This window comes from Citrobacter sp. KTE30, from assembly GCF_000398825.1.
Lineage (GTDB): Bacteria > Pseudomonadota > Gammaproteobacteria > Enterobacterales > Enterobacteriaceae > Citrobacter > Citrobacter freundii.
Map to the genome: position 1 here is coordinate 3,084,056 of NZ_KB976055.1, position 19,798 is coordinate 3,103,853.

21 protein-coding genes are annotated in these 19,798 nt (G+C 52.5%); 6 read left to right on the plus strand and 15 right to left on the minus strand.

Annotated features, from left to right (window positions below; translation table 11 throughout):
* Window positions 1-71: 71 nt before the first annotated feature.
* Both pta and yfcC read left to right on the plus strand, forming a co-directional pair.
* Window positions 72-2,216 (plus strand): phosphate acetyltransferase, encoded by a 2,145-nt coding sequence (pta, locus tag WC1_RS08335; RefSeq protein WP_003028094.1) that lies wholly within the window; start codon window positions 72-74, stop codon window positions 2,214-2,216.
* Window positions 2,217-2,415: 199 nt separating this feature from the next.
* Window positions 2,416-3,936, plus strand: coding sequence for a putative basic amino acid antiporter YfcC (gene yfcC, locus WC1_RS08330; RefSeq protein ID WP_016150704.1), 1,521 nt, complete (start codon window positions 2,416-2,418; stop codon window positions 3,934-3,936).
* A 56-nt stretch (window positions 3,937-3,992) separates the two neighbouring features.
* Here yfcC and yfcD read toward each other — a convergent pair whose 3' ends face one another.
* From yfcD to yfcF, 3 genes are read right to left on the minus strand one after another with little or no spacing between them, the layout of a single operon-like run.
* Complete coding sequence (gene yfcD, locus WC1_RS08325) at window positions 3,993-4,547, minus strand: NUDIX hydrolase YfcD (RefSeq protein WP_003839343.1); 555 nt, start codon at window positions 4,545-4,547, stop codon at window positions 3,993-3,995.
* A 56-nt stretch (window positions 4,548-4,603) separates the two neighbouring features.
* Window positions 4,604-5,155, minus strand: a complete 552-nt coding sequence (gene yfcE / locus WC1_RS08320) for a phosphodiesterase (protein WP_016150705.1) — start codon at window positions 5,153-5,155, stop codon at window positions 4,604-4,606.
* A gap of 55 nt (window positions 5,156-5,210) precedes the next feature.
* A complete protein-coding gene (gene yfcF, locus WC1_RS08315; protein ID WP_003839339.1) occupies window positions 5,211-5,855 on the minus strand; it encodes a glutathione transferase in 645 nt (214 codons plus the stop codon).
* A 134-nt stretch (window positions 5,856-5,989) separates the two neighbouring features.
* Here yfcF and yfcG point away from each other — a divergent pair, with 134 nt between their 5' ends.
* The 4 genes from yfcG (at window position 5,990) to WC1_RS08295 (ending at window position 8,543) form a co-directional block, all read left to right on the plus strand.
* Complete coding sequence (gene yfcG, locus WC1_RS08310; RefSeq protein ID WP_016150706.1) at window positions 5,990-6,625, plus strand: GSH-dependent disulfide bond oxidoreductase; 636 nt, start codon at window positions 5,990-5,992, stop codon at window positions 6,623-6,625.
* A gap of 54 nt (window positions 6,626-6,679) precedes the next feature.
* Window positions 6,680-7,042, plus strand: coding sequence for a dihydroneopterin triphosphate 2'-epimerase (gene folX, locus WC1_RS08305; protein ID WP_003028107.1), 363 nt, complete (start codon window positions 6,680-6,682; stop codon window positions 7,040-7,042).
* Window positions 7,043-7,062: 20 nt separating this feature from the next.
* Window positions 7,063-7,956, plus strand: a complete 894-nt coding sequence (locus tag WC1_RS08300) for a TIGR01777 family oxidoreductase (protein WP_016150707.1) — start codon at window positions 7,063-7,065, stop codon at window positions 7,954-7,956.
* A 71-nt stretch (window positions 7,957-8,027) separates the two neighbouring features.
* Window positions 8,028-8,543, plus strand: a complete 516-nt coding sequence (locus WC1_RS08295) for a GNAT family N-acetyltransferase (RefSeq protein WP_016150708.1) — start codon at window positions 8,028-8,030, stop codon at window positions 8,541-8,543.
* Window positions 8,544-8,576: 33 nt separating this feature from the next.
* Here WC1_RS08295 and hisP read toward each other — a convergent pair whose 3' ends face one another.
* From hisP to WC1_RS08235, 12 genes are all read right to left on the minus strand, one after another.
* Entirely contained in the window at window positions 8,577-9,350 is a 774-nt protein-coding gene (gene hisP / locus WC1_RS08290) for a histidine ABC transporter ATP-binding protein HisP (protein WP_003028114.1), read from the minus strand.
* Window positions 9,351-9,363: 13 nt separating this feature from the next.
* Entirely contained in the window at window positions 9,364-10,071 is a 708-nt protein-coding gene (gene hisM, locus WC1_RS08285; protein ID WP_003839329.1) for a histidine ABC transporter permease HisM, read from the minus strand.
* A complete protein-coding gene (locus WC1_RS08280) occupies window positions 10,068-10,754 on the minus strand; it encodes a histidine ABC transporter permease HisQ (protein ID WP_016150709.1) in 687 nt (228 codons plus the stop codon). The genes hisM and WC1_RS08280 overlap by 4 nt, the downstream gene beginning before the upstream one ends.
* A gap of 185 nt (window positions 10,755-10,939) precedes the next feature.
* Window positions 10,940-11,722 carry a histidine ABC transporter substrate-binding protein HisJ gene (gene hisJ, locus WC1_RS08275; RefSeq protein ID WP_003028120.1) on the minus strand — a complete coding sequence of 261 codons (783 nt, stop codon included), beginning with the start codon at window positions 11,720-11,722 and terminating at the stop codon, window positions 10,940-10,942.
* 247 nt (window positions 11,723-11,969) lie between these two features.
* Window positions 11,970-12,752, minus strand: coding sequence for a lysine/arginine/ornithine ABC transporter substrate-binding protein ArgT (gene argT / locus WC1_RS08270; protein WP_003028123.1), 783 nt, complete (start codon window positions 12,750-12,752; stop codon window positions 11,970-11,972).
* Window positions 12,753-13,039: 287 nt separating this feature from the next.
* A complete protein-coding gene (locus tag WC1_RS08265; RefSeq protein ID WP_003028125.1) occupies window positions 13,040-13,609 on the minus strand; it encodes a UbiX family flavin prenyltransferase in 570 nt (189 codons plus the stop codon).
* A 96-nt stretch (window positions 13,610-13,705) separates the two neighbouring features.
* The gene (gene purF, locus WC1_RS08260; protein WP_003028127.1) at window positions 13,706-15,223 is read right to left on the minus strand and encodes an amidophosphoribosyltransferase; all 1,518 of its coding nucleotides are present in this window, start codon (window positions 15,221-15,223) and stop codon (window positions 13,706-13,708) included.
* 33 nt (window positions 15,224-15,256) lie between these two features.
* Window positions 15,257-15,745, minus strand: a complete 489-nt coding sequence (cvpA, locus tag WC1_RS08255) for a colicin V production protein (RefSeq protein ID WP_003028129.1) — start codon at window positions 15,743-15,745, stop codon at window positions 15,257-15,259.
* Between the two features lie 220 nt (window positions 15,746-15,965).
* Window positions 15,966-16,616: a cell division protein DedD gene (gene dedD, locus WC1_RS08250; protein ID WP_016150710.1), complete on the minus strand. Its 651-nt coding sequence runs from the start codon at window positions 16,614-16,616 to the stop codon at window positions 15,966-15,968.
* Window positions 16,606-17,874 carry a bifunctional tetrahydrofolate synthase/dihydrofolate synthase gene (gene folC / locus WC1_RS08245; RefSeq protein WP_003839318.1) on the minus strand — a complete coding sequence of 423 codons (1,269 nt, stop codon included), beginning with the start codon at window positions 17,872-17,874 and terminating at the stop codon, window positions 16,606-16,608. The genes dedD and folC overlap by 11 nt, the downstream gene beginning before the upstream one ends.
* Window positions 17,875-18,066: 192 nt before the next feature.
* Window positions 18,067-18,981, minus strand: a complete 915-nt coding sequence (gene accD / locus WC1_RS08240) for an acetyl-CoA carboxylase, carboxyltransferase subunit beta (protein ID WP_003839317.1) — start codon at window positions 18,979-18,981, stop codon at window positions 18,067-18,069.
* A 149-nt stretch (window positions 18,982-19,130) separates the two neighbouring features.
* On the minus strand, window positions 19,131-19,790 hold the full coding sequence (locus tag WC1_RS08235; RefSeq protein WP_003028140.1) for a DedA family protein: 660 nt from the start codon (window positions 19,788-19,790) through the stop codon (window positions 19,131-19,133).
* Window positions 19,791-19,798: the final 8 nt, after the last annotated feature.

Consider the following 19,798-nt stretch of genomic DNA (forward strand, 5'->3'; position numbering starts at 1 on the left):
CACCGCCAGCCTAGCTGGCGGTGCTGTTTTGTAACCCGCCTGAAACGGGCGGTAACGAAAGAGGATAAACCGTGTCCCGTATTATTATGCTGATCCCTACCGGAACCAGCGTCGGTCTGACCAGCGTCAGCCTTGGCGTGATCCGCGCAATGGAACGCAAAGGCGTTCGTCTGAGCGTCTTCAAGCCGATCGCTCAACCGCGTGCCGGTGGCGATGCGCCAGACCAGACTACCAGCATCGTCCGTGCTAACTCTTCTCTGCCAGCCGCTGAGCCGCTGAAGATGAGCCACGTTGAATCTCTGCTGTCCAGCAATCAGAAAGATGTGCTGATGGAAGAGATCATCGCGAACTACCACGCGAACACTAAAGACGCTGAAGTTGTCCTGGTTGAAGGCCTGGTCCCAACCCGTAAACATCAGTTCGCGCAGTCTCTGAACTACGAAATCGCGAAAACGCTGAATGCAGAAATCGTCTTCGTTATGTCTCAGGGCACCGATACCCCGGAACAACTGAACGAGCGTATTGAACTGACTCGCAGCAGCTTCGGTGGCGCGAAAAACACCAACATCACCGGCGTAATCGTTAACAAACTGAACGCACCGGTTGATGAGCAGGGCCGTACTCGCCCGGATCTGTCCGAGATTTTCGACGACTCTTCCAAAGCGAAAGTGATCAAAGTTGATCCGGCTAAACTGCAAGAATCCAGCCCGCTGCCGGTTCTGGGCGCGGTGCCATGGAGCTTCGATCTGATCGCTACCCGTGCAATCGATATGGCGCGTCACCTGAACGCCACCATCGTAAACGAAGGCGATATCAATACCCGTCGCGTGAAGTCTGTGACTTTCTGCGCACGCAGCATTCCGCACATGCTGGAACACTTCCGCGCAGGTTCCCTGCTGGTGACCTCCGCTGACCGTCCGGACGTGCTGGTTGCTGCATGCCTGGCAGCGATGAACGGCGTAGAAATTGGCGCCCTGCTGCTGACCGGCGGCTACGAAATGGACGCGCGCATTACCAAACTGTGCGAACGTGCATTCGAAACCGGCCTGCCGGTATTCATGGTAAACACCAACACCTGGCAGACCTCTCTGAGCCTGCAGAGCTTCAACCTGGAAGTTCCGGTTGACGATCACGAGCGTATCGAAAAAGTTCAGGAATACGTTGCTAACTTCATCAACGCTGACTGGATTGAATCTCTGACCGCAACATCTGAGCGCAGCCGTCGTCTGTCTCCACCAGCGTTCCGTTATCAGTTGACCGAGCTGGCACGTAAAGCGGGCAAACGCGTTGTTCTGCCGGAAGGCGACGAACCGCGTACCGTTAAAGCGGCAGCCATCTGTGCTGAACGTGGTATCGCAACCTGCGTACTGCTGGGTAACCCGGATGAGATCACCCGCGTTGCGGCCTCTCAGGGCGTTGAACTTGGCGCTGGCGTAGAAATCGTTGATCCAGATGTGGTTCGCGAAAGCTACGTTGCTCGTCTGGTCGAACTGCGTAAGAACAAAGGCATGACCGAAACCGTTGCCCGCGAACAGCTGGAAGACAACGTCGTTCTCGGTACCCTGATGCTGGAACAGGACGACGTTGACGGTCTGGTTTCCGGTGCCGTTCACACTACTGCGAACACCATTCGTCCACCGCTGCAGCTGATCAAAACTGCACCGGGTAGTTCCCTGGTGTCTTCTGTGTTCTTCATGCTGCTGCCGGATCAGGTTTACGTTTACGGCGACTGCGCGATCAACCCGGATCCAACCGCAGAACAGCTGGCAGAAATCGCTATTCAGTCCGCTGAATCCGCGATTGCCTTCGGTATCGAACCGCGCGTTGCGATGCTCTCCTACTCCACCGGTACCTCTGGTGCAGGTAGCGACGTAGAGAAAGTTCGTGAAGCGACTCGTCTGGCGCAGGAAAAACGTCCTGACCTGATGATCGACGGACCGCTGCAGTACGACGCCGCCGTTATGGCTGACGTTGCGAAATCCAAAGCGCCGAACTCTCCGGTTGCAGGTCGCGCTACCGTGTTCATCTTCCCGGATCTGAACACCGGTAACACCACCTACAAAGCGGTACAGCGTTCTGCCGACCTGATCTCCATCGGGCCGATGCTGCAGGGTATGCGCAAGCCGGTGAACGACCTGTCTCGTGGCGCGCTGGTAGACGATATCGTCTATACCATCGCACTGACCGCGATCCAGTCTTCCCAGCAGCAGCAGTAATCTGCCGAGTGTGCCGGATCTCTTATCCGGCAACATATCTACTTATCAAACCGGAAATAGCTGATATTTCCGGTTTTTTTATGTCTGTTTCCCCTTTGGCATAATCTGAAATATTTGCCTGAATGCGCTGCATCAATGAATAACTATTCTTCTGTTCGCATACTTACCCTCTTTTGCATTGCAACAGGGATAGTCTTTCATGTCAGCAGTAACAGAATCACAGCCAGCCAAAAAATGGGCGATGCCCGACACGCTGGTGATTATTTTTTTCGTCGCCATTTTAACCAGTCTGGCGACATGGGTTGTTCCCGTCGGGATGTTCGACAGCCAGGAAGTGCAATATCAGGTTGATGGACAAACCAAAACCCGTAAAGTCGTTGATCCCCACTCTTTCCGCATTCTGACCAATGAAGCCGGTGAAGAGCAGTATCACCCGGTTAAGTTCTTTACCACCGGAGATGAGCGCCCAGGCCTGATGAATTTTCCGTTCGAAGGCTTAACCTCCGGCTCGAAATTCGGCACTGCGGTCGGCATCATTATGTTTATGCTGGTCATTGGCGGCGCATTTGGCATCGTTATGCGTACCGGCACCATTGATAACGGCATCCTGGCGCTCATCCGCCATACGCGGGGCAACGAGGTCCTCTTTATCCCAGTGCTGTTTATTCTCTTCTCCTTAGGCGGCGCGGTGTTTGGCATGGGGGAAGAGGCGGTTGCCTTTGCCATTATCATCGCGCCGCTGATGGTCCGGCTAGGTTACGACAGTATCACCACCGTTCTGGTTACCTATATCGCGACTCAGATTGGTTTCGCCAGCTCATGGATGAACCCATTTTGCGTGGTGGTCGCGCAAGGTATTGCGGGGGTGCCAGTGCTCTCTGGTTCCGGTCTGCGCATCGTGGTCTGGGTGGTCGCTACGCTAATAGGACTAACCTTCACGCTGGCCTATGCGGCACGCATCAAAAAGAATCCGCTTTTGTCCCGGGTACATGAATCCGACCGCTTCTTTCGCGAGCAGCAGGACGAGGTCGTGGAACGACGCTTCACGCTCGGTGACTGGCTGGTACTGATGGTGTTGACGGGCGTGATCGTGTGGGTCATTTGGGGCGTTATCGTCCACGCATGGTTTATTCCTGAGATCGCCAGTCAGTTCTTCACGATGGGCCTGGTGATTGGCATTATCGGCGTCGTGTTTCGGCTCAACGGCATGACGGTCAACATCATGGCCTCCTCATTCACTGAGGGAGCACGAATGATGATTGCCCCTGCCCTGCTGGTTGGTTTTGCCAAGGGCATTTTACTGCTGGTCGGTAATGGAGAGGCGGGTGAAGCCAGCGTGTTAAACACTCTGCTGCACAGTATTGCCAACGGCATTAGCGGGCTGGATAACGCCATAGCGGCGTGGTTTATGCTGTTGTTCCAGGCGGTGTTTAATTTCTTCGTCACCTCCGGCTCCGGTCAGGCAGCATTGACCATGCCGCTGTTAGCGCCGCTGGGCGATCTGGTTGGCGTCAACCGTCAGGTTACCGTGCTGGCCTTCCAGTTTGGCGACGGATTCAGCCATATTATCTATCCGACATCGGCATCTCTGATGGCTACGTTAGGTGTTTGTCGGGTGGATTTTCGTAACTGGCTGAAGGTAGGTGCTACGCTGTTGGGGCTGCTGTTTATTATGTCCAGCGTGGTGGTGATTGGTGCGCAGATAATGGGTTACCATTAAAAAGCGCGCGTCCGGCCTACTCGATTTCTCGACGCAGTAGGCCGGATGAACAGAGGTTACTCAGCTTCTTCCTGCTTTTCGGCTTTCGCACCTTCATTCTTGGCGTTGCGGGTCATCCACAGCGCCAGGGCTTTCAGGGAGTCCGGTGTAAATTCGTCGCAGCGCGCGGTAATTTCTTCCGGCGTCAGCCAGCAAACTTCGCTAATTTCTTCTTCCTGCAGCGCGAACGGTCCGTGGGAAACACAGCTAAACAGCCCGCCCCATACGCGACAGTTCTGGTCTTCAAAGTAAAACTGACCATGCTCGGCAAACGGCACGCCCGCAATCCCCAGTTCCTCTTCTGCTTCACGACGCGCTGATTCCAGCATCTGCTCGTCAGCCTGAACCACACCGCCTGCGGTGGCATCCAGCATACCGGGCAAAAAATCTTTTGTCTCAGTGCGACGTTGAACCAGAATTTTGCCCATACCATCATGCACAACGATATACGTTGCACGATGGCGTAAGCGTTGCGCCCGCATTTGTTCCCGGCTGGACTGTGCAATGACTTCGTTGTCTTCATTCACAATATCCACCCATTCAGTACTTGCCAAACGACGCTGTTCCACCATCAGGAAACCTTCTTTTTTCTGGCGCTCTTACGGCGCGTTTATGTTTGTGGGGTAAATTACGGATTAATCTCGACCTGTGCAATAACACTTTGATCATTGAGTGCCATTACGCTGAGAACATTATCATCCAGGATCCCGTAACTTGCCGCAAAACCCCCTTTAGGGATGCTTACCGAGCCGGGATTGAAATAATAGATATCCTCGCGCAGCTCAGCAACCGGCAGATGAGTATGCCCATAAACCAGAACATCGCCCGCATTGAGCGCCGGAATATTTTGCGGGCCAAAAAGATGTCCGTGCGTCAAAAAGAGCCGCAGGTTTTCTGTCAGAATTTGCTGCCACGGCGCAGTCATCGGAAAATGCAAGAGCATCTGATCCACTTCGCTGTCGCAATTACCACGCACCGCAATAATTCGCGATGCCTGTTCATTCAGCCGTTCTGCAACCTGCGCAGGTGCATAGCCTTCTGGAAGCGCATTACGCGGCCCGTGGTTTAAAACATCACCCAATATCACCAGCCATTGCGCACCGCTTGCAGCAAACCGTTCGAGTACGCGTTCCGTGGCTGGCAACGAACCATGAATGTCCGATGCGAACATCAGTTTCATCACTCACTCCTCGCTGAAAAGTACCTTGTAATGATACTGGATTACGGCCCGTTTTTCAGCAGGAACGCTTCGCTGAAAGCGCGATAAAACGCTGTACTGAAGCGCGCTGCCACTGGAAGGTGGCGTATTCCGCAAGCGCTTCCGGAACCTCATCGCCATTCAGGACCAGGCGATTAAGCATTAGCGCTAAATCACAGTCAGCGATACACCATTCGCCAAATAAATTCTGCTTACCGTGGCTCAGTAAACTGCCGGCAGTAGCGAACAATTTTTCCGCACTGGCTTTTCCCGCTTCGCTTAACGGTCCTTTCTTCACGCCAGCAAAAACGACATCCGTTGAGCGTTCTTCACGGATAGGCATTAAATCGCTGCGGATCCACGCCTGAACCTGGCGCGCCCGCGCGCGTTTTTGCACATCGTGCGGATAGATACGCTCCCACTGTGGCGGCGCGAAGCTCTCTTCCAGGAATTCCGTAATCGCTGATGATTCGCTCAGTTCAAAACCATCGATCTCAAGAACCGGCACGCGGCGCGTCAAGGCGTAACCTTGCCATGAAGGTTGCAAATGTTCGCCACTGTTGAGATCAACAGTTTTCAGCGTAAAAGGCAGCCCTTTCTCTTGCAGAGCGACATAAACAGACAGCACGTAAGGGGAGAAAAAATTGGCATCTGACCACAGCGTAATTGCAGGTTTGCTCATAATGTCCTCTGAAGTGTATTAGCTTGCCTTCAAAATATAGAGTCTTTCTCTCGCTGTCACTTGATGAAAACTCAAGCACGCCAACAGGCTCTATACTTGTTATGACCCGGTTCATGACAAAACGGATGCTGAAAATGATCGATCTCTATTACACGCCATCGCCAAACGGTCACAAAATCACGTTGTTTCTTGAAGAGGCGCAGCTGCAATACCGTCTGATTCATATCGATATCAGCAAAGGTAGCCAGTTTCACCCCGATTTTCTGCAGATCTCGCCGAACAATAAAATCCCGGCCATTATCGATCATGCCCCGGTGGACGGCGGAAGGCCCATCAGCTTGTTTGAGTCCGGAGAAATTTTACTCTATCTGGCGGAAAAGAGCGGTAAGCTGCTCAGCGGTGAATTACGCGAACGCCACACCACGCTGCAGTGGCTGTTCTGGCAGGTCAGCGGTCTGGGTCCTATGCTGGGGCAGAATCATCATTTCAGTCATTACGCTCCGCAAACGATCCCTTACGCCATTGAAAGATACCAGGTTGAAACCCAGCGCCTGTACAACGTGATGAATAAACGTCTGGAATCGTCACCCTGGCTGGGAGGCGATCACTACAGCATTGCCGACATTGCCAGCTGGCCGTGGATCCACGCCCATCAGCGTCAGCGCATCGACCTCGACAACTATCCGGCGGTCAATAACTGGCACGAACGCATCCGTACGCGTCCCGCGACTGAACGCGCCATGCAGCACGCACAAAGCGAGAAGCGATGACGCAATTCGGTTCTCGTGTATCATGCAAAGGTTCATACATGGAGGAAACCTGCAATGTCACAACCTGACGCTATTATTCGTATAAAAAACCTTCGTCTGCGCACTTTTATCGGCATCAAAGAAGAGGAGATCCTTAACCGCCAGGATATCGTCATCAACATTGCCATTCACTATCCGGCAGACAAAGCCCGTACCAGCGAAGATATCAACGACGCGCTGAATTATCGCACAATCACCAAAAGCATCATTGCCCACGTGGAGGGTAACCGCTTCTCATTATTAGAAAAATTAACTCAAGATGTGCTCGATATCGCACGCGAACATCACTGGGTCACTTATGCTGAAGTGGAGATAGATAAACTTCACGCATTGCGTTACGCCGACTCAGTTTCTATGACGCTGAGCTGGCAGCGCTAAAACGTAACCCGGGAGGCGACATGCAGATTCTGATTACCGGCGGTACTGGCCTGATTGGACGTCATCTGATCCCCTGCCTGCTGGAACTGGGGCATCAGATAATTGTAGTGACACGTACCCCTGATAAGGCTCGTCAGATTCTCGACTCTCGGGTCACGTTATGGAAAGGACTGGAAGAGCGGCAGCATCTCAATGACATTGATGCCGTGATTAACCTTGCCGGAGAACCTATTGCAGATAAGCGCTGGAGCGCACAGCAAAAGGAACGCCTGTGCCAGAGCCGTTGGGGCATTACGCAGAAACTGGTCGATTTAATCAATGCCAGCGAGACGCCGCCCTCAGTGTTAATCTCCGGTTCCGCTATCGGTTACTACGGCGATTTGGGAGAAGTTGTGGTTACGGAAGAAGAGCCACCGCATAACGAATTTACCCATAAGCTCTGCGCCCGCTGGGAGCAAATTGCCAGCACTGCGCAAAGCGACAAAACCCGCGTGTGTATGCTGCGTACCGGCGTGGTACTAGCCTCTGCTGGCGGTATTCTGGCGAAAATGGTCCCGCCATTTCGTCTTGGCTTAGGCGGCCCAATCGGTAACGGACGACAGTATATGGCCTGGATCCATGTTGATGATATGGTCAACGGAATTATCTGGCTGCTGAATAATGATCTACGCGGTCCCTTCAATATGGTTTCGCCATACCCGGTGCACAATGAGCAGTTTGCCCACGCGCTGGGACACGCTCTAAACCGCCCTGCCATTCTGCGCATTCCCGCCACCGCTATGCGGCTGCTGATGGGGGAATCTTCAGTACTGGTCCTTGGTGGTCAACGCGCATTACCCAAACGCCTGGAAGCGTCCGGTTTTGCATTTCGCTGGTACGATTTAGAAGAAGCGCTGGCAGATGTGATCCGATAATCCCGTAGCTCTATTCACGGTCGCTGTTGTGGTGGTAAGGTTATAGGCCAGATTTCCGCAATGGCGACGTTATGGCGATAATTTCGACTCCCCGACTTACCCTCTCCTTATTTAAATTTTCTGACTGGTCATTTTTCCAGAGATTACGTGAATGCCCGGAAGTCATGCGCTATATGGGTGATATTGCCCCAGCGAAAGACACGCGGCTGTTATTCGCCAGACGTCTGGCTGCACAGCATACTTTTGTCATCCGCGAGCATAACAAATCAACGCCTCTCGGTGATATTGGTTTGCAAATCAGCCATTTATACCCACACGAGGCCGACCTCGGCTACGCCATTTTGCCTGAAGCTCAGGGGAAAGGGATTGCCAGCGAAGCCGTGACGGCAGTGTGCCAGTACGCTTTCGAGCGCACGGACGTCACGGCGATAAACGCTTACGCACTCGCGGAGAATAAGGGTTCTGTTCGTATTCTGGAAAAAACGGGGTTTGTGCGTACCCAGGTACTGGAAAAGGCGTATGAGATTGATGGCATCGCCTACGACGACTGGGTGTTTCGGCTGGAGCGCGACGCGCTAAAATTGTAAGCCCGGAAAACGTAACGCCTCCGGGCAGGTGATTTACTTCAACGAACCTTTGAGGAACTGCTGCAAACGTGGACTTTGCGGATTACCGAATACCTGCTCCGGGTCGCCCTCTTCCTCAATTTTCCCCTGATGCAGGAAAATCACGTGCGTGGAAACATGACGGGCAAACCCCATTTCGTGAGTCACCACCACCATGGTTTTCCCCTCTTCGGCCAGCTGTTGCATAATGCGCAGCACTTCACCCACCAGCTCAGGATCTAGTGCCGACGTGGGTTCATCAAACAGCAACACTTCCGGCTCCATCGCCAGCGCACGGGCAATGGAAACACGCTGCTGCTGACCACCGGACAGATGCACCGGATATTTGCCCTGCGCGCGCTCATCAATGCCCACTTTAGCCAGATACTTCACCGCACGGTCGCGGGCTTCCTGTTTGCTCAGCCCCAACACCTGGATCGGCGCTTCCATGACGTTTTCCAGCACCGTCATGTGGCTCCACAGATTAAAGTGCTGAAAGACCATTGTCAGACGCGTGCGCAGCAGGCGCAGCTGATTTTTGTCCGCAACCTTGAGCTGACCGTCTTTGTCGCGCACCAGACCAATGTTCTGACCACTGACTACAATCGACCCGGCGCTTGGTTTCTCAAGAAAGTTAATGCAGCGCAGGAAGGTACTTTTACCGGAACCTGACGAGCCAATAATACTGATAACATCACCCGCGTTGGCCTGCAGCGACACCCCTTTCAGCACTTCATGTTCGCCGTAGTGCTTATGTAAATCGATAACGTTTAATTTATTTTCAGACATCGTGTTACTCGAATCATTTAGAGGATACATGCTGCAACCAGCGTTTTTCCGCTTTACGGAACAGACTGATCAGGAAATACGAAATAATCAAATACAGTACAGCGGCAATACCGAAGGCGGTAAACGGCTGATACGTTGCCGAGTTGATATCGCGGGCGATTTTCAACAGGTCAGGTACCGTTGCGGTAAACGCCAGCGCCGTGGAGTGCAGCATTAAAATGACTTCATTGCTGTAAGCCGGCAGCGCAATACGCAGCGCGGAAGGTAAAATAATGCATCGATACAGTTTGAATGACGAGAAACCGTATGCGCGAGCAGCCTCAATCTCACCGTGAGGCACGGAACGGATAGCCCCGGCGAAAATCTCAGTGGTATAGGCGCAGGTATTCAGCGTCAGTGCCAGCACGGTGCAATTCAACCCGCTGCGGAAAAACGCGTTGAGGAAGTCCGTGCCTTTGACTATCTCCAGCGTATACATTCCGGAATAAAACACCAGTAGCTGAACGTACAGCGGCGTGCCACGAAAAATATAGGTGAACAGCCAGATAGGGAACTGGATAAATTTATTACTGGAAACGCGGCCAATAGCCAAAAAGAGCGCAAGTATTCCGCCCATCACTACTGACGAAATCAAAAGCCACAGGGTGATAGCGACGCCAGTGTAGCGATATCCGTCGGTCCACAGCAGGGACTTCCAGTATTCCTGAATAATCTCGATCACAGGTCAGCCCTCTTCACACCCACGGAATAGCGGCGCTCAAGGTACAGCAGCACACCATTAGAAACAGTGGTAAACACCAGATAGATGACCCCGCACACCACGGCAAAATAGAACGGCTCCCAGGTACTCTTCCCGGCAAGCTGGGTCGCTTTCACCACGTCTTCCAGGCCGAGCAGCGACACCAGTGCCGTGGCCTTAAGAATAACCTGCCAGTTATTACCGATTCCCGGTAAGGCATAACGCATCATCGCCGGGAACATAATGCGACGAAATATTTGTGAGCTGGTAAAGCCAAACGCCGTCGCGGCTTCAATATGGCCTTTTGGTACAGCCATAAACGCACCGCGAAAAGTTTCGGTAAAGTAGGCGCCGTAGATAAATCCAAGGGTGATAATGCCCGCAACCATCGGATCGATATCAATCTGGCCGATACCGATGGCATCGGTAATGGTATTCAGCGCGATTTGTAATCCGTAGAAGATGAGCAGCATTAAGACCAGATCGGGCACGCCGCGGATTAGGGTTGTGTACCCTTCGAAAATAAGCCCCATTGCCCGGCTTTGCGACAGCTTAGCTCCCGCGCCGACAAGACCTATCAGAACCGCCAGTACCACCGAGCTGAGTGCCAGCTCCAGCGTAACAATTGCGCCCTGTAAAATAACACCTGAAAAGCCATACAACATGCTGCCTGTCCTGTCGTGTGTGGTGGAGTAGTAAGCCTCTTTTGATATTTTGTCTCGTCACTTTATGCCTGATGGCGCTTCGTTTATCAGGCCTACAAGCTTTCGTCGTAGGCCTGATAAGGCGCAGCCGCCATCAGGCAATAAGTCGATCAAAAATCTACGGGCTTTATCAGCACCTGCGGTAATTAACCGCCGTAAACATCAAAATCGAAGTACTTTTTCGCCAGCTTCTCGTAAGTCCCATCAGCTCGCATTTCGGCAAAGGCTTTGTTCAGCGCTTCGCGCAGCTCGTTATCGTCTTTGCGCAGCCCCATCCCGGTACCCACGCCGAACAACTTCTCGTCTTTCACAGACGGACCGCCGAATTTGTAATCTTTACCGACTGGCTGTTTCAGGAAGCCTTCGCTGGCCGCGACTTCATCCTGGAACGCGGCGTCAATACGCCCGGCAGTCAGGTCAGAATAGATATTGTCCTGCCCCTGATAAGAGACAATCTCAATACCTTTTGGCGCCCAGTGTTCGTTGCCGAACGTTTCCTGGGTGGTGCCCTGCAGCACACCAACACGTTTACCTTTCAGCGACTCAATGGTCGGCTGAATAGCTGAATCTTTAGCGACAACCAGACGCGAGTCGGCTGCATAAAGCTTGTCAGTAAAAGCGATTTCCTGCTGACGTTTTTCAGTAATGGAAAGCGAGGACATGATGGCATCGATTTTCTTCGCTTTTAACGAAGGGATCAGCGCGTCCAGCGGGTTTTCCACGAAAGTACATTGCGTATTAATACGTTTGCACAGCTCTTTAGCCAGATCGATATCAAAACCGACTAATTCACCCTGTGCATTTTTAGATTCGAACGGCGCATAAGTAGGATCGGTACCGATACGAATTTTTTGCGGAATGGCTGCAAATGCTGCGGTAGCACTGGAGAAAGCCAGAACCAGAGAAAGAGACAACACCAGTTTTTTCATAACTATCCTCAACAGACTGTCTTTTATAGGGGATCTTTACAGGACCAGGTGCAGTTATCGTGCCATTAATCAGGCCGACAAGGCAAAGTATTCTACCCTGCCGGCGGTATTTATTTGCATGAAAAGCGCTTAAGTATGCACTCATGCTTATTAAGTCAGCGATAAAAGCACCAAAACAGTGCACTGAATGTATTATGCACCGTAATGGTTACCCGCAATGGTGCAGTCAATTCCCCACGCCGCTGTATTAATCGCCGTAGACATTAAAATTAAAATATTTGCTCGCCATTTTGTCGTAGGTGCCGTCTTTGCGCAGTTCACCCAGCGCTTTATCAAAAGCGGCTTTCAGCTCGGTGTCATCTTTGCGCAAACCAATCCCGGTTCCGTCGCCAAAGTATTTTTTATCTTTCACCGAAGGACCTGCAAAGTCGTAGTCCTTACCGGCAGGTTGCTTCAGGAAGCCTTCGCTGGCCGCGACTTCATCCTGCAGCGCTGCGTCGAGACGACCCGCCGTCAGGTCAGAATAGATAAGATCCTGGTTCGCATAGGCCACCACATCCACGCCTTTGCTACGCCAGTTGTCATTGGCATAGGCTTCCTGAGTAGAGCCTTGCAGCACGCCAACGTGTTTACCCTTGAGGGAGTCCAGAGTCGGTTTAATTGGGGAACCTTTCGCGGCGATCAGCCGTGAGTCTGCTGCGTAAAGTTTGTCTGAGAATGCAATCTCTTGCTGACGCTTCTCGGTGATAGAAAGCGAGGAGATAATGGCATCAATTTTTTTCGCTTTCAGCGACGGGATCAGCGCATCAAAGTCGCTGGCAACCCAGGTACATTTGATCTGCATGCGCTTACACATCTCATTTCCCAGATCGATATCAAAGCCGACAAAGTCGCCTTTGGCATCTTTAGAGGAAAAAGGTGCGTACGTTGTATCTGTACCAATACGAACCGTCTGCGGAAGTGCTGCGTAGCTGGCCGCGGTGGCGGAGAGTCCTACCAGCAAAGACAAAGCAAGAACCGTCTTCTTCATACATAACCCTCAAGTGGCGTAATTTTATTATGTTTTACGTTGTGTTGTGTGTTTGCAGACTTTTTCATGCAGGTCTTATGCCATTTTCGCGTCGATGAGGATATTCGACGTTAAATATGTTAATAAAACGTTGCAATAATGTCCTGATTTTGAAGATAGCAGGTCTGACGGTCGAACCGCAGCGTTTCGTTGAGTTTTAACGAATTAAATGTTGAGGATATGATCGCGGTTACAAAATTGCCCTGAAACAGGGCAACGGATGTTTCTTTGCACGCTGATGGAACGGCTTACGCCCCTTGCCAGCGGGTGAACAGGTCCTGCGGAAGGGTAATATCAAACTGGTCAAGCACGCGATTAACCGTTTGATTAATCACATCATCGAGCGTTTGTGGACGATGATAGAACGCCGGGACTGGTGGCATAATCACTGCGCCAATTTCTGCCGCCTGGGTCATGAGGCGCAGATGCCCCAGATGCAGCGGCGTTTCGCGTACACACAGCACCAGCGGACGACGTTCTTTCAACACCACATCTGCCGCACGGGTAAGCAACCCATCGGTGTAACTGTGGACAATGCCGGAAAGGGTTTTGATTGAACACGGCAGGATAACCATGCCGGCGGTCTGAAAAGAGCCGGAGGAGATACTGGCGGCGATATCGCGCGTATCATGATTCACATTTGCCAGCGCCTGCACGTCGCGCACAGAGAGGTCCGTTTCCAGTGCCAGCGTCTGCCGGGCAGCGGCACTCATCACCAGATGGGTTTCCACATCGGTAACGTCACGCAAAACCTGCAGCAGGCGCACGCCGTAAATTGCCCCGCTTGCGCCAGAAATACCAATGATGAGTCGTTTCATGTGTAATAGCCCTTACTTGCTCAGGGCCGACTTTGCAGGAAATTACGGTGAGTTGCAAGCAAGGGTGCAGGTTGCGCCCTTGCTTGCGAGCAAACATTAACCTTCGTTGTGCATTTCAAGGTTTTCCGCTTCGTTCTGACGCAATACCGCTTTAGCATCATCATTACGCAGGGAGTCGAGGAAATCGAGATATTGCTGGTCGACGTCTTTGGTGACGTACACACCGTTAAACACTGAACATTCAAACTGCTGAATATCCGGATTCTCAGCACGGACAGCTTCAATCAGATCGTTCAGGTCCTGGAAGATCAGACCATCTGCGCCGATTATCTGGCGAATCTCGTCCACTTCACGACCATGCGCAATCAGCTCCGTCGCCGTAGGCATATCGATGCCATAAACGTTCGGGAAGCGAATTTCCGGGGCGGCAGAGGCCAGATACACCTTCTTCGCTCCGGCTTCACGCGCCATCTCGATAATCTGTTCTGAAGTGGTGCCGCGCACGATGGAGTCATCCACCAGCAGCACGTTTTTATCACGGAATTCCGCACGGTTAGCGTTCAGCTTACGGCGCACTGATTTACGGCGCAACTGCTGGCCCGGCATGATAAAGGTGCGTCCCACATAGCGGTTTTTCACAAACCCCTGACGGTACGGCTTACCGAGAATACGGGCAATTTCCAGCGCGATATCGCAGGAGGTTTCCGGGATTGGGATTACTACGTCGATGTCCAGATCTTCCCACTCACGGGCAATTTTTTCGCCAAGCTTAGTCCCCATATTCACACGGGCGCTGTAGACGGAAATCTTGTCGATAAAGGAGTCAGGACGAGCGAAGTATACGTATTCAAACAGACACGGATTGCTCACCGGGTTATCAGCACACTGACGGGTAAACAGCTGGCCTTTTTCGGTGATATACACCGCTTCGCCAGGAGCTACGTCGCGCAGGAATTCAAAGCCCAACGTGTCCAGCGCTACGCTCTCAGACGCCACCATGTACTCGGTACGGCCATCGCCAATATCGCGTTTGCCCATTACCAGCGGACGGATACCGTTAGGGTCGCGGAAGGCAACCATACCGTGACCGATAATCATCGCCACGCAGGCATAGGCGCCGCGAATCTGGCGGTTGGTAGCCGCAATGGCAGCAAAAATATTGTCGGCCTCCAGCGGGTAATGGCGGAAGTTATCCAGCTCGCTGGCGAAAATATTCAGCAGAATTTCAGAATCTGAAGTGGTATTGATGTGGCGGCGCTTTTCTTCAAACAGCTTTTTACGCAACTCATGCGCGTTGGTCAGGTTGCCATTGTGGGCAAGAGTGATGCCATACGGTGAGTTGACGTAAAAAGGTTGAGCTTCGGAGGCGCTGGAGCTGCCAGCCGTTGGGTAACGCACATGACCGATGCCCATATTGCCCTGCAAACGCTGCATATGGCGCGCTTCAAAAATATCGCTCACCATTCCGTTTGCTTTACGCAAGCGGAAGCAGTTGTTGGCATCAATGGTGATGATGCCCGCAGCATCCTGACCACGATGCTGGAGCACCGTTAACGCGTCATAAATCGACTGGTTTACCGGCATAACACCGGCGATACCGACAATACCGCACATACGTCTTTTCCTCGTTCAGCAACGACCCAAAGTTTATACTTTGGGCAAGAAACTTGACGAGCTTTGCAGATAGTCAAAGAACCATCTGATGATGAAACTGAACTGCGGAATCAGCTGCGACTTACCCCAGTCTTCACTTTTCGACAGACCGGTAAAGGTATCGAGAAAGAACAGTATGGCGGCAACGATCAACGCTCCACGCAAAGCACCGAAGCAGATCCCCAACACCCTGTCGGTACCCGACAGTCCTGTTTTCTCTACCAGTTGGCCTATCACAAAGTTAACGATAGCGCCGACGATAAGTGTCGCGATGAACAGTATCGCGATAGCAATCCCATTTCGAACCAGTTCGTCTTCAAAGCCCGTAAACCAGACAGACAGGTAAGTGTAGTAATGGCTGGCGACAAAGAAAGCACAACCCCAAGTCACCAACGATAATGCTTCACGAACAAAGCCACGGATCAGGCTAACCAGACAGGAAAAACCAATCACCGCGATAATGGCGTAATCAATCCAGACCATATGTGTCCCACGATTTTACGCCCTGTCGTCCTGTTCGGGGCGCATTCTAACAGAAAAAGAAAACGTTTGCGTAGGGATTTCCTTTCCACGCGTAAATAAAAATGGCGCTGAAAAAATCTTCAACGCCATACCGTTTTATGCCTCTTCGGGCACTACCGGATAGCGGTAAAAACACCGTATCCGGCCTGAATCAGAGCTGCGCCGTAAACAGCGCAATCCCTTAATTAGGGGTGTACCCCATCACGACGCCACTCAGACCAGAGATCTTTTGCAGCTCGCCCAGCGAGTTCTTTAGCTTATCTTTGGAGGCGTCCGGCCCGACGAGAATGCGGGTTATTTTACCCTGCACCGGCGTTGACGGGGAAGTATATACCCGGAAGCCCGCGCCACGAAGTTTACCCACGATCTCATTGACCTTATCCGCATTTTTCAGTGCACCGAGCTGTACAACGTACGCTTTGCCGGTTGGGGCTGGCGCTTCTTCAGCGGCCGGTTTCGGCGCAGGCGTCGGAGCAACGGCAACAGGCTGCGGTTTCGGTTTAGGTTTCGGTGGTTCCACAGGCGCAGGGACAGGATCTAATTCCACGCTGTTTGCCGTCGTCAAACGTGACGGATCCAACGATGGCGCGGCAGCATCACCCGCACGCACCTCTTCTGCCGCCCCTTCCGGCGGCTGAGTCGGCAGCGCCTGCGTTGCTGCAGGCATCATGTCTGGTTCATCGCGATCACCGGGTTTAGGCACCAGTGGGATCGCTGCAAATTCATCCTGATAATGCTTTTTCTGCCCGTCAAGCAGCCCGGGAAGCACAATTACCCCGAGCGCGACTAGCACAATTGTGCCGACTAATCGATTCTGAAACTTACTCGCCACCGCTTCTCCCCACGTCTATTACTTCCATGACATGTGCGACAGTGTGAAAGGATCCACACACCAACACGGTATCTTCTGGCTTCGCCTCAGCAAGTGCTGCAGACCATGCCTGCGCCACGCTGTCATAAGCGTTGCCTTTGCCCAGGTGCTCCAGCAGTTGTTCTGCCGTTGCGCCACGCGGCCCTTCCAGGGGCGCACAGTACCAGACGTCAACCACGCTTTTTAACCAGGCTAACGTACCGGCAATATCTTTATCATGTAGCATACCGATAACCGCAAGTACACGCCCGCTTTTCACTAACTTTTTCAGACGTCCGGTCAGATACTCTGCCGCATGCGGGTTATGGGCCACATCGAAAATCACTCGCGGCGACTCGCTCACAATCTGGAAGCGCCCCGGTAAAATCGCGCGTTCGATGCCGTCACGAATCGCCTGCTCGCTAACGTTCAGCCCGCTTGCGCGCAGCGCGGCCAGCGCGGTAGCAGCATTAGGTTGTGGCACCTGCGGCAACGGCAAATGCGCCAACGTTCCATGAGCATCCGTAAACGACCAGTCGTTCTCAGTAACCGCATAGCGCCAGTCTACGCCGCAGCGTTGCAAAATCGCCCCGCACTCTTGCGCGACATCCGCGATGGTGTAAGGCATTTCAGGCTCGCCGACGATAGCCGGTTTCTCTGCACGGAAAATGCCCGCCTTCTCACGACCAATACTTTCACGATCCGGGCCCAGCCAGTCAGTATGGTCAAGCGCAATACTGGTGACTACAGCGACATCGGCATCGACGATATTGGTGGCGTCAAGGCGGCCGCCTAATCCCACTTCCAGAATAACGACATCCAGTTGGGCCTGTTTAAACAGCCAGAGTGCCGATAACGTACCGTATTCAAAGTAAGTCAGGGAAATATCACCACGAGCGTCTTCAATCTCAGCAAACGAGGCGGTATGGGCTGATTCCGGCAGTTCCCCCCCCTGCACGCGTACGCGTTCCGTGTAGCGCACCAGATGAGGCGAACTATATACCCCAACTTTATATCCTGCCGCAGTCAGCACAGATTCCAGCGTACGACAGGTCGTGCCTTTTCCGTTGGTTCCAGCCACCGTAAACACAAATGGCGCGGGTTTCAATACACCCAGTTTGCGCGCTACCTGGCTTACGCGTTCAAGGCCAAGATCGATGGTTTTACTGTGCAGGTTTTCCAGATAAGAAAGCCACGACGCCAGGGGCGACGCGGCTTGAGGAATACGTTTATTGTCCATGATGCCTGTAATTTTATTACGTAGATTAAAGCAAAAGGCAGCGCCAGTTGGCCCTGCCCTTTTTTACTCGTCGTCTTTCAAGCTGCAGGTGTGTTGGCTGCTCTCGCTCACCCGAATCACTTGCCCGTGCAAGCTCATCAGGGTTCACTCTCTTGCCGTCTTCCTGCAACTCGAAATCCATAGAGTAAGTTATCAGGCTTCTGATTCCTGATCGGGTACCGGAGATACCACCTCGCCTTCACGCGGCTCATCCGGATTCGGCGCAGGAAGATTCATCAGCTTCGCCAGGATGCTTGCCAGTTTCAGGCGCATTTCCGGACGGCGGACGATCATATCGATAGCGCCTTTTTCAATCAGGAACTCGCTGCGCTGGAATCCCGGCGGCAGTTTCTCACGTACGGTTTGCTCGATAACACGCGGACCCGCGAAGCCGATCAGTGCTTTCGGTTCTGCAATATTGAGATCGCCCAGCATCGCGAAGCTTGCGGAAACACCACCCATTGTTGGGTCGGTCAGTACAGAAATATACGGTAAACCGCGTTCCTGCATTTTCGCCAGCGCAGCAGAGGTTTTTGCCATCTGCATCAGAGACATCAGCGCTTCCTGCATACGCGCCCCGCCAGAAGCGGAGAAGCAGATCAGCGGACAGTTGTCTTCCAGTGCCTGCTCAACGGCACGGACAAAACGCGCACCGACCACAGAGCCCATGGAGCCGCCCATAAACGCGAACTCGAATGCCGCAGCGACGACCGGCATACCATGCAGCGTGCCTTTCATCACCACCAGCGCATCTTTCTCGCCGGTTTCTTTCTGCGCAGAAGCCAGTCTGTCTTTGTATTTTTTGGAGTCACGAAACTTCAGCACGTCTTTCGGCTCAAGCTCGCTACCCAGTTCCACAAGAGAACCTTCATCTAACAGGCTATGCAGGCGATTGCGCGCCGACATGCGCATATGATGGTCACACTTCGGACAGACCTCAAGATTACGTTCCAGCTCAGCACGGTATAAAACCTGACCGCAGCTATCACACTTGGTCCACACCCCTTCAGGAATGCTTGCCTTGCGGGTGGGAGTAATGTTGCTTTTAATTCGTTCAATCCAGCTCATTGGTGACCTTTCTGCCTGAACCCTAGTCAGCTTTGTTATAAGGGGCGCATAATGCCATTTTTGCCCCTAACAGACCATGAATGTTGCACATTAAAACATAACAGCCCGAAACTTTGGATAAAAAAGTGGTCGAACCGCTGAGTTACTTTCTATTTTGCAGCCCGTGACGCAGCACGTTTATGGCGAATTACTTCAATCACCCCCGGCAATACGGAAAGGACGATAATCGCCACAATCAGTAATTTCAGGTTTTCCTGGACAATCGGCAGATCGCCGAACAGGTAGCCTGCGTAGGTGAACAACAATACCCACAGCAATGCACCTACGACGTTATACATCGCAAAGTGACGGTAGGACATATGTCCCATACCGGCAACAAACGGCGCAAATGTGCGCACGATAGGCACGAAACGCGCCAGGATAATCGTCTTACCGCCATGACGCTCGTAGAACGCATGGGTTTTATCCAGGTAGCTGCGACGGAAAATTTTGGAGTTCGGGTTACTGAAAAGTTTTTCCCCGAACAATCGGCCAATCGTGTAGTTCACTGCATCGCCCACAATCGCCGCCACAATCATCAGCGCCACCATCAGATGAACATTGAGATCATTGGTCGGCAGCGCAGAAAGCGCACCAGCAACAAACAGCAGCGAGTCTCCCGGCAGGAACGGTGTCACCACCAGCCCGGTTTCACAGAACAGGATCAGAAACAGAATGGCGTATACCCAGATACCGTATTCCGCGACCAGCTCCGCCAGGTGCACATCAATGTGCAGGATAAAATCAATAAGAAAGTAAATCAGGTCCATAGTTATGC

Bases quoted from the DNA above. Each gene is read 5' to 3' on its own strand.
- yfcC (WP_016150704.1), top strand. From the start codon at position 2,416: ATGTCAGCAGTAACAGAATCACAGCCAGCCAAAAAATGGGCGATGCCC.
- yfcD (WP_003839343.1), bottom strand. From the start codon at position 4,547: ATGGTGGAACAGCGTCGTTTGGCAAGTACTGAATGGGTGGATATTGTG.
- yfcE (WP_016150705.1), bottom strand. From the start codon at position 5,155: ATGAAACTGATGTTCGCATCGGACATTCATGGTTCGTTGCCAGCCACG.
- yfcF (WP_003839339.1), bottom strand. From the start codon at position 5,855: ATGAGCAAACCTGCAATTACGCTGTGGTCAGATGCCAATTTTTTCTCC.
- yfcG (WP_016150706.1), top strand. From the start codon at position 5,990: ATGATCGATCTCTATTACACGCCATCGCCAAACGGTCACAAAATCACG.
- folX (WP_003028107.1), top strand. From the start codon at position 6,680: ATGTCACAACCTGACGCTATTATTCGTATAAAAAACCTTCGTCTGCGC.
- WC1_RS08300 (WP_016150707.1), top strand. From the start codon at position 7,063: ATGCAGATTCTGATTACCGGCGGTACTGGCCTGATTGGACGTCATCTG.
- WC1_RS08295 (WP_016150708.1), top strand. From the start codon at position 8,028: ATGGCGATAATTTCGACTCCCCGACTTACCCTCTCCTTATTTAAATTT.
- hisP (WP_003028114.1), bottom strand. From the start codon at position 9,350: ATGTCTGAAAATAAATTAAACGTTATCGATTTACATAAGCACTACGGC.
- WC1_RS08280 (WP_016150709.1), bottom strand. From the start codon at position 10,754: ATGTTGTATGGCTTTTCAGGTGTTATTTTACAGGGCGCAATTGTTACG.
- hisJ (WP_003028120.1), bottom strand. From the start codon at position 11,722: ATGAAAAAACTGGTGTTGTCTCTTTCTCTGGTTCTGGCTTTCTCCAGT.
- argT (WP_003028123.1), bottom strand. From the start codon at position 12,752: ATGAAGAAGACGGTTCTTGCTTTGTCTTTGCTGGTAGGACTCTCCGCC.
- WC1_RS08265 (WP_003028125.1), bottom strand. From the start codon at position 13,609: ATGAAACGACTCATCATTGGTATTTCTGGCGCAAGCGGGGCAATTTAC.
- purF (WP_003028127.1), bottom strand. From the start codon at position 15,223: ATGTGCGGTATTGTCGGTATCGCCGGTGTTATGCCGGTAAACCAGTCG.
- cvpA (WP_003028129.1), bottom strand. From the start codon at position 15,745: ATGGTCTGGATTGATTACGCCATTATCGCGGTGATTGGTTTTTCCTGT.
- folC (WP_003839318.1), bottom strand. From the start codon at position 17,874: ATGGACAATAAACGTATTCCTCAAGCCGCGTCGCCCCTGGCGTCGTGG.
- accD (WP_003839317.1), bottom strand. From the start codon at position 18,981: ATGAGCTGGATTGAACGAATTAAAAGCAACATTACTCCCACCCGCAAG.
- WC1_RS08235 (WP_003028140.1), bottom strand. From the start codon at position 19,790: ATGGACCTGATTTACTTTCTTATTGATTTTATCCTGCACATTGATGTG.